The sequence below is a fragment of the Pseudomonas sp. BF-R-24 genome (genome assembly GCF_019947335.1).
GTDB lineage: Bacteria > Pseudomonadota > Gammaproteobacteria > Pseudomonadales > Pseudomonadaceae > Aquipseudomonas > Aquipseudomonas jessenii.
The window spans coordinates 55,084-68,008 of the sequence record NZ_JAGYGG010000011.1; the positions used below are offsets into that span (position 1 = coordinate 55,084).

12 protein-coding genes are annotated in these 12,925 nt (G+C 61.5%); 5 read left to right on the top strand and 7 right to left on the bottom strand.

The genetic code is table 11. The features are described 5' to 3' along the window. Positions 1-54 precede the first annotated feature (54 nt). On the top strand, positions 55-654 hold the full coding sequence (locus tag KGA98_RS11345; protein ID WP_150812948.1) for a short chain dehydrogenase: 600 nt from the start codon (positions 55-57) through the stop codon (positions 652-654). A 12-nt stretch (positions 655-666) separates the two neighbouring features. On the opposite strand, the gene KGA98_RS11350 is transcribed toward KGA98_RS11345, so the two are convergent. After that, entirely contained in the window at positions 667-1,023 is a 357-nt protein-coding gene (locus KGA98_RS11350) for a hypothetical protein (RefSeq protein ID WP_223502362.1), read from the bottom strand. 172 nt (positions 1,024-1,195) lie between these two features. Here KGA98_RS11350 and KGA98_RS11355 point away from each other — a divergent pair, with 172 nt between their 5' ends. Further along, complete coding sequence (locus KGA98_RS11355; protein WP_223502363.1) at positions 1,196-1,864, top strand: COG3650 family protein; 669 nt, start codon at positions 1,196-1,198, stop codon at positions 1,862-1,864. 95 nt (positions 1,865-1,959) lie between these two features. Continuing rightward, the gene (locus KGA98_RS11360) at positions 1,960-3,573 is read left to right on the top strand and encodes an NAD(P)/FAD-dependent oxidoreductase (RefSeq protein WP_090453539.1); all 1,614 of its coding nucleotides are present in this window, start codon (positions 1,960-1,962) and stop codon (positions 3,571-3,573) included. Between the two features lie 117 nt (positions 3,574-3,690). Here KGA98_RS11360 and KGA98_RS11365 read toward each other — a convergent pair whose 3' ends face one another. After that, complete coding sequence (locus tag KGA98_RS11365; protein WP_223502398.1) at positions 3,691-4,788, bottom strand: PLP-dependent cysteine synthase family protein; 1,098 nt, start codon at positions 4,786-4,788, stop codon at positions 3,691-3,693. Positions 4,789-5,035: 247 nt separating this feature from the next. Here KGA98_RS11365 and nhaA point away from each other — a divergent pair, with 247 nt between their 5' ends. Then, a complete protein-coding gene (nhaA, locus tag KGA98_RS11370; RefSeq protein ID WP_057716110.1) occupies positions 5,036-6,223 on the top strand; it encodes a Na+/H+ antiporter NhaA in 1,188 nt (395 codons plus the stop codon). Positions 6,224-6,325: 102 nt separating this feature from the next. On the opposite strand, the gene KGA98_RS11375 is transcribed toward nhaA, so the two are convergent. Further along, positions 6,326-6,790: a glycine zipper 2TM domain-containing protein gene (locus KGA98_RS11375; RefSeq protein ID WP_057716111.1), complete on the bottom strand. Its 465-nt coding sequence runs from the start codon at positions 6,788-6,790 to the stop codon at positions 6,326-6,328. 165 nt (positions 6,791-6,955) lie between these two features. Between KGA98_RS11375 and KGA98_RS11380 the strand changes: the two genes are divergently transcribed. Further along, a complete protein-coding gene (locus tag KGA98_RS11380; RefSeq protein ID WP_046041257.1) occupies positions 6,956-7,192 on the top strand; it encodes a hypothetical protein in 237 nt (78 codons plus the stop codon). 5 nt (positions 7,193-7,197) lie between these two features. Here the strand turns inward: KGA98_RS11380 and pdxH are convergent, their stop codons facing one another. From pdxH to KGA98_RS11400, 4 genes are all read right to left on the bottom strand, one after another. After that, positions 7,198-7,845 carry a pyridoxamine 5'-phosphate oxidase gene (gene pdxH / locus KGA98_RS11385; protein ID WP_223502364.1) on the bottom strand — a complete coding sequence of 216 codons (648 nt, stop codon included), beginning with the start codon at positions 7,843-7,845 and terminating at the stop codon, positions 7,198-7,200. 24 nt (positions 7,846-7,869) lie between these two features. Next, a complete protein-coding gene (locus KGA98_RS11390; RefSeq protein ID WP_223502365.1) occupies positions 7,870-8,877 on the bottom strand; it encodes an OmpA family protein in 1,008 nt (335 codons plus the stop codon). A 113-nt stretch (positions 8,878-8,990) separates the two neighbouring features. Beyond that, positions 8,991-10,136 (bottom strand): serine hydrolase domain-containing protein, encoded by a 1,146-nt coding sequence (locus KGA98_RS11395; RefSeq protein ID WP_223502366.1) that lies wholly within the window; start codon positions 10,134-10,136, stop codon positions 8,991-8,993. A gap of 219 nt (positions 10,137-10,355) precedes the next feature. Further along, positions 10,356-12,848: a beta-galactosidase gene (locus KGA98_RS11400; RefSeq protein ID WP_223502367.1), complete on the bottom strand. Its 2,493-nt coding sequence runs from the start codon at positions 12,846-12,848 to the stop codon at positions 10,356-10,358. Between the last annotated feature and the right edge of the window lie 77 nt (positions 12,849-12,925).

The following is a 12,925-nucleotide window of genomic DNA, read 5'->3' on the forward strand; positions in this document are numbered from 1 at the left end:
GAAAAAACCACCCTAAACTGAAACCTCGTTCAACCCATACGAGGATCAGCCCCCATGAAAATTCTTTTGATCGGCGCAGGCGGCACCATCGGTTCGGCAGTCGACAAGGAACTGTCGCAACGCCACGAAATCATCCGCATCGGTCGCACCAGCGGCGACTTTCAGGTGGACATCAGTGACAGCACCTCGATTCGCAAGCTGTTCGAGCAGACCGGCAAATTCGATGCACTGGTGTGCGCGGCCGGTAACGTGACCTTCGCACCGCTCAACGAAATGACCGAAGAGAGCTTTGCCCTGGGCCTGAAAGACAAGCTCATGGGCCAGGTCAATTTGCTGCTGATCGGCCGCGACTTCGCCAATGACGGCGCTTCGTTCACCTTCACCACCGGCGTGCTCAGCCACGACCCGATTCGCAGTGGCGCCTCGGCGGCGCTGGTCAACGGTGCACTGGACAGCTTTGTCCGCGCCGCCGCCATCGAGCTACCGCGCGGCCTGCGGGTGAACTCGATCAGCCCGAACGTCCTGGTCGAAGCCATGGGCAAATACGCGCCGTACTTCCGTGGCTTCAAGCCGGTTCCTGCGGCGGATGTGGCCTTGGCCTACGCCAAGAGTGTGGAGGGCCTGCAAACGGGTCAGATCTTTCACGTAGGCTGAACCGGCTCAAGCTCAATCAACCAACGTGGGCAAGAGGTCTTTGGCGATGGCTTTCGGGATGGACACCCTGAACTGCGAGCCCAAGACCGATTGCACTGTCGCCGTAGAAACCTTCCAACCATTGATCGATAGCGTCAATTTCTGGCCTATTGACTCGCGTGTAATGCGCTGCATACGCTCAGTTGCTTCAGGACTGAGCGTGACATTCATTTCAAACGCCGAATGAAGTCTGTCGTTGTCCTTCAATAGCAACTCCATTCGGGTGAAGTCGATTGCCGAAGACAAATTGATCTCGGCAGCCTGACTGCCCGTGGCCCCCGTCATCACAATTGAAAACAACCAGATCTTCCAGCCCATTGCGTTCTTCATATCTGCCCCTGCAAAAACGCGGCAGCTTACCTTCGGCATCCTGATACTCGACATCGGAATAATTCACAAGATGTTGCCGGAAATCACCCTCTACTTTGCCTGTGACCAACTCCAGCCTTGTGATGAACGGTCAGCCTGAGTAACGTGGCGGCACCTGTCAGGAGACCCCAAGATGCGTGTTGCCCGTTCCTTAGTCCTCGTTGCCCTGCTTCCGCTGTTCGCCGCTTGCCAGTTGTTCGAGGGTGAGCGGCAGAACGCCTCCCATGTCGGCCAGACACGCATGCAAGGCCAGTTGACCGCGGCGGACGGCAAACTGCTGTTCCAGCCGTGCAACCAGACAAACCGCTACGTGGTCAACGACACGGGCGGTACCAGCGTCCTGCAGCAGGCCGCAAACCTGGTGGACAAGCAGGGCAAGCTGTTTGCCGACGTGCGCGGGCGGGTTGTGGCCGGCGGCGGTGGTGACGGCCAGCTCGATCTGGAGCAGTTGTACCGCGTCGAGCGCTCGGGCACCGCGTGCGACGATCCGAATTTCAAGCTGCTGATCCTGCGCGCCGCCGGCCACACCCCGGAGTGGAGCGTGAAAGTCAGCGGCAAAGGCATGGTCCTCGACCGGGCCGGCCAGCCGCCGTTGGCCGTGCCTTACGTCGAGGAGCAATTGGGCGATGGCCGTTTCAACCTCAGCACCGAAGCCAACAACCAGCACATCGAACTGTGGGTTGCACCGCAACGTTGCGTCGACAGCAGCACCGGCAGCATCCAGCACATGAGTGCCGAGCTGCGCATCGACGGTCAGGTACAGCGCGGCTGCGGGTATTTCGGCGGATCGCGCGACGACTGATCGTTTAAGCCTCACGGGCCTGCGCCTTTGAGGCTTATAATCGCGGGTTTCAAACGCCCTGGCGCAGTTGTGCGCCCCGCGAACCGGATCCCGCCATGTTACGAATCACCGAACTCAAGTTGCCGATCGACCATCCCGAAGAAGACCTGCGCCCTGCCATCGTGCAGCGCTTAGGGCTTGCCAGCGATGACCTGCTCGATTTCACCTTGTTCAAGCGCAGCTACGATGCGCGCAAAAAGTCCTCCGAACTGTGCTTCATCTACACCATCGACCTTGAAGTTCGCGATGAGGCGGCGGTACTGCACAAGTTTGCCGATGACCGTAACGTCAACGTGGCGCCGGATGTCAGCTACAAGGAAGTCGGCCAGGCGCCGGCCGATCTGAGTGTGCGGCCGATCGTCGTCGGCTTCGGCCCGTGCGGGATTTTCGCCGGGCTACTGCTGGCGCAAATGGGCTTCAAGCCGATCATCCTCGAGCGCGGCACCGAAGTACGCCAGCGCACCAAGGACACCTGGGGCCTGTGGCGCAAAAGCGTGCTCAACCCGGAATCCAACGTGCAGTTCGGTGAAGGCGGCGCGGGGACGTTCTCCGACGGCAAGCTCTACAGCCAGATCAAGGACCCGAAATTCCTCGGCCGTAAAGTCCTGCACGAATTCGTCAAGGCCGGTGCTCCGGAAGAAATCCTCTACGTCAGCAAACCGCACATCGGTACGTTCCGTCTGACCGGCGTGGTGGAAAACATGCGTGAGCAGATTCGCGCCCTGGGCGGTGAAGTGCGCTTCCAGCAGCGCGTCACCGACGTGTTGATCGAAGACGGCCAACTGGTCGGCGTCGAACTCAATGGCGGCGAACAGATCCACTCCAAACACGTGATCCTGGCCCTCGGCCACAGCGCCCGCGACACTTTCCGCATGCTTCACGGCCGTGGCGTGTTCATGGAAGCCAAGCCGTTCTCGGTGGGTTTCCGCATCGAGCACCCGCAGTCGCTGATCGACCGTGCGCGCCTGGGCAAGTACGCCGGCCACCCGAAACTGGGCGCCGCCGACTACAAACTGGTGCACCACGCCAAGAACGGCCGTTCGGTCTACAGCTTCTGCATGTGCCCGGGCGGCACCGTGGTGGCGGCGACTTCCGAGCCAAACCGCGTGGTCACCAATGGCATGAGCCAGTACTCGCGTAACGAGCGCAATGCCAACTCCGGCATCGTCGTCGGCATCACGCCGGAAGTCGATTATCCGGGCGGCCCGCTGGCCGGTATCGAGCTGCAGGAACGCCTGGAGTCCCACGCATTCGTGCTGGGCGGCAGCAACTACGAAGCCCCGGCGCAACTGGTCGGCGATTTTATCGCGGGCAAACCGTCTACCGAACTGGGCAGCGTCGAGCCATCCTACAAGCCGGGCGTTGCCCTGGGTGATCTGGCGCTGGCACTACCGGCATTCGCCATCGAAGCAATTCGCGAAGCCTTGCCGGCATTCGAGAAGCAGATTCGTGGTTACTCGCTGCACGACGCAGTGCTGACCGGGATCGAGACCCGCACCTCGTCGCCGCTGCGCATTACCCGTAACGAGTCGCTGCAGAGCCTGAACGTGAAGGGCTTGTTCCCGGCCGGTGAAGGGGCCGGTTATGCGGGCGGGATTCTGTCGGCGGGTGTTGACGGGATTCGCATTGCTGAAGCGGTGGCCCGGGATATCCTCGGTCTCGAGGCCTGATAACACTCTAATGTGGGAGCGGGCTTGCTCGCGAAAGCGGTGGATCAGCCAATGCATATGTTGGATGTGAAACCGTCTTCGCGAGCAAGCCCGCTCCCACATTTGATCTTCGGTGTGTCAGATATTGGAGCGCAAAACCGAGTCCGGCAACGGCTCACCCCGCTCCACCGTCGCTGCCACCGCAGCCATCAAACCACTCAGCTCATACCCCTGAGCCTTGAGCCAGCCCTGATCGTAATAGGTCGTGGCATAGCGCTCGCCGCCGTCACACAGAATCGCCACCATCGACCCCGTCTCCCCTGCCGCCTTCATGTGCTGGGCGGCCATCAGTGCGCCGATCAGGTTGGTCCCGCTCGACCCGCCCACATGCCGTCCCAGACGCTCCGCCAGGTAGTGCATGGCCGCCAGCGACAAGGCATCCGGCACCTTGACCATCGCGTCGATCACCTTGGGCAGAAACGACGCTTCCACGCGCGGCCGGCCGATGCCTTCGATACGCGAGCCGTGGTCCAGTCGCAGGCTGGCATCGCCGGTCTGGTAGTAATCGAAGAACACCGAACGCTCGGCATCGGCACACAGCACGCGGGTGCCATGCTGGCGATAACGCACATATCGGCCCAGGGTGGCCGTGGTGCCGCCGGTACCGGGGCTGGAAATCAGCCAACTCGGTTCGGGATGCTGCTCGAAACGCATCTGCTGAAAGATCGACTCGGCAATGTTGTTGTTCGCCCGCCAGTCGGTGGCGCGCTCGGCGTAGGTGAACTGGTCGATGAAGTGCCCGTCGTGCTCACGGGCCAGGCGCTCGGACTCGGCGTAGATCTGGGTCGGATCGTCCACCAGGTGGCTTTGGCCACCGTAGAAGGCGATCTGCGCAATCTTCTCCTTGGACGTGGTCGCCGGCATCACCGCAATGAACGGCAAGCCCAGCATGCGCGCGAAGTACGCTTCGGAAATCGCCGTCGAACCGCTGGATGCCTCAATCACCGGCGCACCGGGCTTGAGCCAGCCGTTACACAGCGCATACAGAAACAGCGAACGGGCCAGACGGTGCTTGAGGCTGCCCGTGGGGTGGCTGGACTCATCCTTGAAATACAACTCGATGCCTGGAAAACCCGGCAGCGGCAAGGGGATCAAGTGGGTGTCGGCGCTGCGCTGGAAATCGGCTTCGATGATCCGGATCGCTTCGCGGGACCACTGTCGGTTGTCGCTCATGATGGTTTTCTCGTTGTATCGGGCAGGAGTCGGCCTTTTGACAAGGCTGATCCAACAAGCTTAGGAAAAATCCTGCATCCAGCACAGGTACAGATGAAATCCAATACGCCCGGCAACTGCTAGGCTCAGGTCGGTGCCGAGGGATCACTCTGTAACGGCATATAACAAAAAAGAATATAACTTTTGTTTTAACAACTAACGGTACTTGTTAGGGTGTAACACCTATTGAATTCATGGATGGAGAGCGACCTTGCCTCTGCGTAGCACTTTCACGCGTTTCTTTCAGTTGGAAGCTGCCAGCGGTCTGTTACTGATCGCCGCTGCCGTTCTGGCTCTGATCATCAACAACTCGCCGCTGTCGTGGCTGTACAACGGCCTGCTGGACACCCCCGTGGTGGCCCAGATCGGCGCACTGAAAATCGCCAAGCCCTTGCTGCTGTGGATCAACGACGGCCTGATGGCGCTGTTCTTCCTGCTGATCGGCCTGGAAGTGAAGCGCGAAGTCCTCGACGGCCAGTTGTCCAAACCGTCGCAGATCGTCCTGCCCGGTGCCGCCGCCATTGGTGGCATGGTGGTGCCGGCGCTGATCTACTGGTACCTCAATCGCGACACGCCAGCCGCCCTGAACGGCTGGGCAATCCCGACCGCCACCGACATCGCCTTCGCCCTTGGCGTACTGGCGCTGCTGGGCAAACGGGTTCCGGTATCGCTGAAACTGTTCCTGATGACCCTGGCGATCATCGACGACCTTGGCGCGATCATCATCATTGCGATCTTCTATTCCGGCGCGCTGTCGACCCTGTCTCTGGCGCTGGCCGCGACCTGTATTGCGGCGCTGATCGGGATGAACCGGCTTGGCGTGGTCAAGCTCGGGCCGTACATGATCATTGGACTGATCCTCTGGGTCTGCGTGCTCAAGAGCGGTGTCCACGCCACCCTGGCCGGCGTGACCCTGGCATTCTGCATTCCGTTGCGCACGAAAAATGCCGAACCTTCGCCACTGCTTGCCCTGGAGCATGCCCTGCACCCGTGGGTCGCCTACGGCATCCTGCCACTGTTCGCCTTTGCCAACGCCGGCCTGTCCCTGAGCGGTGTCACCGTCGAGAGCTTCACTCACCACGTCCCCATGGGCATCGCCATCGGGCTGCTGCTGGGCAAGACCGTCGGTGTCTTCGGCCTGACCTGGCTGGCCGTGAAAACCGGTATCGCCGCCCTGCCCCAAGGTGCCAATTGGGGCCAGATACTGGGCGTGGCGATTCTCTGCGGCATCGGTTTCACGATGAGCCTGTTTGTCGGCTCGCTGGCCTTCGAGCCAGGCGTGAGTGATTTCGCCGGGATGGACCGCATGGGGATCTTGACCGGTTCGATTCTGGCTGCGCTGATCGGTTATGTGGTGACGGCGATGGCGAGCCGCAAGAACAGCGCGCTGGCTTCCTGATAAACCGCCATAACGGCCGGCATCAATCAGGACTCACCTGCTGAAAAACAAAAAACCCGATCAGTCACCTGATCGGGTTTTTTGTTTAGCCGGTGTTTGCGCTTAGTGCGAAACGCGGCTGGTGCCATTCACACTGGCGATGCGCACACGTTCGCCGACACGGAACACTTCGTTCGGCTGAACTTCCTGAACGTAGGCGCGCATGCTGCCATCGTCTTCGCGCACGGTGATTTCCACGCCCTGGGTGCGGGTCAGGCCTTCTTCAGCCGCTGAACCGAGCAGGCCACCGGCCACGGCACCGATAACCGCTGCAACGACGCTGCCTTTGCCGCCACCGATGGCACTGCCGCCAACGCCGCCGACCACTGCACCTGCAGCGCCGCCGATCGGGGTTTTGGTGCCTTCGATTTTCACCGGGCGCAATGCTTCGATGGTGCCCATGCGAACGGTCTGCACGCGACGCGCCTCGTCACGGGAGTAGGAGTCACCGGTCAGGCTCGATTGGCAACCAGTGAGCAACATCGCCATCGTGGAAAAGGAAGCAACCAGCAGAACAGACTTACGCATAGCATCAACTCCAAAAAAACAGTTGTTCATTAAACTCCGCTGCTTGACGCCTGTCACGGCATCGCCCGGGTAAAATTGGTTTGATTCAGGCTCCGTTAAGGCGCCTCCACGAACTCACACAGTAGCGGCAAATTCGCAAAGCTGCCCCACTGGCCAAGGATTCCCATGGATTACTTTATCATCGTCGTCACGACTGTTGCCGGTTTGTACTTCCATTGGTGGCTGTACGTGCGGATCAAACGCTGGATGGACCGCGACCTGGCGCTAGCGCTGGCGGGCAAGGACGAGCAGAAAAAAGCCTTCATGCTCGAACGATTGGCGAGTGCTCAGGCGCAGAAGATCAAGCGTCGAGACCTGCCGAAGTGGCTGGAGGCCGCTGCGGCAGGCTATCCCGATCGGTAGACTGCTCAGGGTGCCAGACGTTCAAGAATCCAGTCGGCGCCCTGCTGGCGGTAATTGAGGCGGTCGTGCAGGCGGCTTGGGCGACCCTGCCAGAATTCGATGCGTTCCGGCAGCAGGCGATAACCACCCCAGTGTTCCGGGCAATGGGGCTGGGTGTCGCTGAAACGTTGCTCGGTGTCCTTGAGCAGCGCTTCGAGCTCGCTACGATCGGCGATCACCTGGCTCTGCGGCGACGCCCAGGCTCCCAGGCGACTGCCCAGTGGACGGACCTGATAGTAGGCGTCGGACTCTTCAGGCGTCACCTTCACCACCCGCCCTTCGATGCGCACCTGGCGCTCCAGCGCCGGCCAGAAAAACGTCATGGCCGCATACGGATTCGCGGCCAGTTGCTGGCCCTTGGCGCTGTCGTAGTTGGTGAAAAAGGTGAAGCCCTGCTCGTCCAGGCCCTTGAGCAACAGAATGCGACAGTGCGGTCGACCGTCCTGGTCAACGGTGGCCAGGGTCATGGCGTTGGCTTCCACCGGCACCTGTTCGGTTTTCACCGCGTCGGCGAACCATTGGTGGAACAACGCAAACGGCTCGGCCGGGGCTTGTGCCTCGGTCAAGCCATCACGGGTGTAGTCACGACGCATATCAGCCAGGCCCTGGGTCATGGCGCATTCCTTTTGGTTAACGAATCACTGCTTTGAAGTATCGGTGGCTGCGCCTTTCTTGTCAGCCGCGGAGGCTTTGGCTGGCGTGGTCTTTTTCGCCGGCGTTGCGGTTTTCGCAGGTGTTTTCTTGGCCGGTGCTTTTTTCGCGGGGGCTTTTTTCGCCGCTGGAACAGCAGCCTTTTTAGCCGCCGGGGCCGGTGTCACAGGCTTGGCGACCGGCTTGACCTCAGCAGCAGTGACCTTGGTCACAGGGGCCGGCGCCGGCATATTGTACTTGCTCAGCAGTGCGGCCATGGTGTTTTGCGGGGTCACCAGCAGCTCCACGCGGCGGTTCAACGCACGCCCTTCCACGCTGTCGTTGGCGGCGCGCGGCGCATCACCGCCCAGACCACGCAGCATCAGGCGATCACGCTGCAAACCACTGAGACGGAAAATCGCCGCAACGGCCTGGGCACGCTCCTGGCTCAGTTTGACGTTGGCAGGTGCAGCGCCGGACGTATCGCTGTGGCCGAGGATCAACACAGCGGTCTTTGGATCGGCTTCAAGGATTTTGGCAACGCGGGTCAACGGACCGAGTGTGACCGGCAGCAGCATGGCCGGACGGTCAGGATTGAACGAGCCTTCGACCGGCGCAGTCACCACCAGCACGTTTTCGCGGCGCTCGAGTTGCAGGTTACTGCCCTTGACCGCCTCCCGCAGGCGCGGTTCATAGTCGTCAAGCCAGGCCTGGGTGACTTTCGGGTCGGGCATCGGCACAGCCTTGGCGGCGCTCTGCTTGCTGCCGCCGAACGGCCACCACCACTTGCTGCCGCTATCGGTTTCGGCCTTGGCCACCGCAACGGGTTTGACTTCAGGTTTCACCTCCGGCTTGGCCGCAGGCTTACCGGCGCTCTCGTCGGAACCGAATGGCCAGTACCAATGGCTGCCACTTTCAGTCTTGGCAACGGGGGCTGTCGCATCTCTCTGTGGAGTCTGTGCGCAACCGGTAATAGCAAAGCACAGGGCCAAGGCGAGGGTTTTATTGGATGACATTGGATATCCACAAGAATGAAGTCAAAAAAATCTGGCCACAGCGGCCCGCACAAACTGACGCTTTGAAACTGAAAAGGCTATCGGGTTCCAGCCCTGGAACCCGATAACCGCTTTTACAGACAAGTGGCCAGAACCCGCACCAGCTTTTGCGCACGCGGGTCCATCAAGACGTACGGCCCCAGGGTATTTGTCACAAATCCGAAAGCCACGTCGTGCTCCGGGTCGGCAAAACCGATGGAGCCGCCGGCACCCGGATGACCAAACGCCCGCGGGCCAAGGCCAAAGGTGGCATTGGCAACGTCCGGTTGATCGAGCATGCAGCCCAGACCGAAACGGGTCCGGGTCAGTAAGGTCTTGTCCTCGCCGAGGCTGTGCTCGCGGGTCAGCTCATTGAGCATTTCGCTTTCCAGCAGGCTGCCGTCGAGCAGGCCGGCGTAGAACCCGGCCAGGCTGCGGGCATTTCCATGGCCATTGGCGGCTGGCTGTTGCATGCGTCGCCACTCGGGCTTGTTGGTGCTGGTCATGATCGACGGAGGGTTGGTGAACGCCCGGGTCGTCATGGCCGCTGGCTCACGCATGGTCACTTGCAGCAGGCGCTGGGCGGCGGCATCGCCGACACTGCCCTTGCCCCGCGCAATGTGGGCCACGCGATGGAACTCCTCGTCGGCCAGGCCCACATGGAAGTCCAGCCCCAACGGTTTGGCGACCCGCGCGACAATGGATTCACCCGGCCCACGACCGTCGGCACGGCGCAGCAATTCGCCGATCAGCCAGCCATAGGTGATCGCCGCGTAACCGTGGCCTTCGCCCGGCGTCCACCACGGCGTTTCGGCGGCCAGGGCGTCGACCATGGTTTGCCAGTCGTAAAGGGCTTCGGGGGCCAGTAACTCGCGCAATGCCGGAAGGCCGGCCTGATGGCAGAGCAGTTGACGCAAGGTGACGGACTCTTTGCCGGCAGCGGCAAATTCGGGCCAGTAGCGCGCGACCGGGGCATCCAGTTGCAGCTTGCCTTCAGCCACCAATTGCAGCGCGGTGACGGCGGTAAAGGTCTTGGTGCAGGAGAACAGATTGGCGATGGTGTCGCTGTGCCAGGCCTCGGTCCCGTCCTTGTCGGCAGTGCCGGCCCACAGATCGAGGACGGTTTCGCCGCCGACCTGAATGCACAACGCTGCGCCACGTTCCTGGGGATCGTCGAACAGCGCCGCGAACGCCTCTCGCACCGCTTCGAACTTAAGCTCGTAATGACCCTGAATCTGCACCCGCAACTCCCCGGATTAACGCTCTACAAAGTGGCGGGCATTGTTCCAGCCCTTGAGGGTTTTGGGAACAGGGTTGGGCCGGGCGGTCGCTCTGCCATCAACTTGAAATGCAGTGGAGATGCTGATGACGCCTTCGCGAGCAAGCCCGCTCCCACATTGGAATGCATCCTCCTGTGGGAGCGGGCTTGCTCGCGAAGAACGATAACGCGGTGTCAGGGCTCAGTGACCATTCCCGGAGTGCCCGCCAGCGCCCTTCCCCGGCCCCTTGCCGGCCTCGGCCTTGCGGCCGCCCTCAGCGTCGTGGCTGGCTTTGTCGGCGGCGGCCGCAGCCTTCTCGGCCTCTTTGCCCAATTGCTCGACTGTCGCCAGGTTGCTTTTGCGCACGCTGTCGACAAAACCCTGGAACGGCAGATCAGTGATGCCCACCAACCCGAAGTGACCGTTTTCGCCGTCAAGCAGGCGCCCGGTGACCGGTTGATCGAGGTACTGGAACCAATGCACGCCAACAATCGACGGCTCGCTCAATGCCTGCTTGAGGAAGTTGGCGTACGCCGGACCGCGGTCTTCCTCCTTCACCAAAGGCGTAACGCCGCCCCAGAACGGGCCACGATCAGCCGAGCCGAAATTGAACTCGGTGATCAGTACCGGTTTGTCGAGACTGCGCAGCCTGGCGAAGTCGTAACCATCCTGGGGTTGCAAGGTGTACATGTTGAAGCTCAACACGTCGCAATACTGGGCGCAGGACTCCACGGCCTCCGGCGTGCTGATGGCGAAACGGCCGCCGAGCAATAGCTGGTTCGGCGCGTGCCACTTGAGCGAGTCGGAGATGGTCTTGAAGTAAGTGTCGGCAAAGACCTTCTGGAAGTATTTGAAGTCGGCTTCGATTTCCGGGTGCTCGGCGCTTGGCAACGGCGGCACGAATCCCGGATCTTCCATCAGTTCCCAGGCCGCCAGATCGATGCCCCAGGCTTTCGACAAGCCAGCCTGATTGCGGTACTTGTCACGCAGCTGCTTGAGGAATGCGCGCTTGGCCGGCACGTCGGTGGTCATTTTCAAGGTGCCGTAGGCCAAGGCATACCGGGCTTTCGGGTCATCCCCGGGACCGGCCCAGGCCAGTTCGTTGTCGGCGTAGTAACCGATCAACCACGGATCGTCACGATGATCGCGGGCGGCAATGGCCACGGCACGTTCGGTGGCCATCGCGAAACGCGGGTCAAAGGGGTCGGGCATGCCGCCCCACCAGTCGGTACCGGTGCTGATGCTGGCGTAGTCGCCGACGATCGACAGCGGCAAGGTGTAGGGCACGCGATCAGCGTCGCCCAATACGGGTGCGCTCCAGTTGCCAATGGTGTTGAAGCCCCAGGCCTGCAAGCGATCAAGGGTGTGACTGGCCCAACGCTGCTCGTCGAACAGCGGCTTGCACGGTTCGACGGGTTTTTGCTCGGCGGCTTTCGCTACCGTCGCTTCAGTCCTGGCCGCTTCGGCGACACCAGACTCGGCAGTTGCAGGCACTACAGGTTGCTCCGCCGCCATGGCCGCGGTCGCCTCAACTGCATCCGCCTTGGCCGCCGCAGCGACGCCCGCCTTGATATCGCTGCCCTTCACACACGGGTCGCCATACAGGCGTTGCAGGTTGGCACCGTAGAAGTCGTACCAGCGACCGGCATTGTAGCCACGCCCTTGATCGGCACCGTTGCCGCCACGGTTGTCGCCTTCGCCGTAGTGGCTGGCGAGTGCGTCATCTGCTTTGGGCAGGGATTCGAACATCCACTCACGACCGGCAATGTAGGTCGGGTTGACGTCTGCAGCGACGGTGTTAACCCCGAGCGAGTAAAACGGATGGCCTTGCGGCGTCACCAGATACCAGCGTCCATCGCGTTTCTCGGTGCGGAAAAAGCCACTGGCCTTGAAGGACGGGCCTTTGGTCAAACCACCGAACTTGTCCAGGGAGGACTTCTCGCGCTCGGCCAGCCAGGTTTTCAGTTGCTGCTGCTCCTTGCTGGCGGTGCTTTTCAGTTGTTCGTCACTGCTGATTTTTTCCGGCCATTTGTTTCGGGTCGACTGGCCGTAGGCATCCACCAACCCGCCATACACGGCTTGGGTTAGCGACTCACCGTCCTGCACACCAAAGCGCTCCAGCAGGATGCTTTGCGCGGCTTTGGGCTGGTCCATCGACAGGCTCACCGACACCACCCGGCTGCGATCCAGCTCACCGGCGCTGCTGGCCAGCAACACTCGCTGCCCCTCAACGGTCATCGGCATCGGCGGGCCAGCCTTCATGCCCTGGCTCAGCGGTGATGTCGCTTGCAAAGGCACCAACAGGGTTTGCGCAGGCCCCGCCGGCAGATCGACGCGGCTGACCAGTGTCTTGCCGTCGTTGCTCTGGATGGTCACGTAAAGGGTCAAGGCCCAGTTCATGGCGCTCTGGATCCGCAGGCTCATGACGCCCGACTGCGACCAGTCCCAGGCGCCGCTTTGCGGGGTCAGGCGCAACGTCGGCCGGGCAACCGGGTTGAACGTCACCCGGCGCAGCACTTCGCCCTCGGGGGTTTGCTCGGCGTTGGATTGCGGCAGGCTGGCGTCCTGAGTCGCCACCTGGACCACGTCGGCGGGGCGCACAAAGTTGAACAGCGTCTGCTGGCTGGCGGGGGCTGCCAACAGCGGTGTTGCGAACAGCAGGGTAAAAACAGCAGGCAACGAACGGCAAATCATGAGAACGAAATTCTCCCTAACGACCTTCAATGGGCCAGTGGAAAAGCGATGGCAGAGAGATAGACAACGCGGCGGGC

Bases quoted from the DNA above. Each gene is read 5' to 3' on its own strand.
- KGA98_RS11350 (WP_223502362.1), bottom strand. From the start codon at position 1,023: ATGAAGAACGCAATGGGCTGGAAGATCTGGTTGTTTTCAATTGTGATG.
- KGA98_RS11355 (WP_223502363.1), top strand. From the start codon at position 1,196: ATGCGTGTTGCCCGTTCCTTAGTCCTCGTTGCCCTGCTTCCGCTGTTC.
- pdxH (WP_223502364.1), bottom strand. From the start codon at position 7,845: ATGACCCAGGGCCTGGCTGATATGCGTCGTGACTACACCCGTGATGGC.
- KGA98_RS11400 (WP_223502367.1), bottom strand. From the start codon at position 12,848: ATGATTTGCCGTTCGTTGCCTGCTGTTTTTACCCTGCTGTTCGCAACA.
- KGA98_RS11375 (WP_057716111.1), bottom strand. From the start codon at position 6,790: ATGCGTAAGTCTGTTCTGCTGGTTGCTTCCTTTTCCACGATGGCGATG.
- KGA98_RS11345 (WP_150812948.1), top strand. From the start codon at position 55: ATGAAAATTCTTTTGATCGGCGCAGGCGGCACCATCGGTTCGGCAGTC.
- KGA98_RS11380 (WP_046041257.1), top strand. From the start codon at position 6,956: ATGGATTACTTTATCATCGTCGTCACGACTGTTGCCGGTTTGTACTTC.
- KGA98_RS11360 (WP_090453539.1), top strand. From the start codon at position 1,960: ATGTTACGAATCACCGAACTCAAGTTGCCGATCGACCATCCCGAAGAA.
- KGA98_RS11390 (WP_223502365.1), bottom strand. From the start codon at position 8,877: ATGTCATCCAATAAAACCCTCGCCTTGGCCCTGTGCTTTGCTATTACC.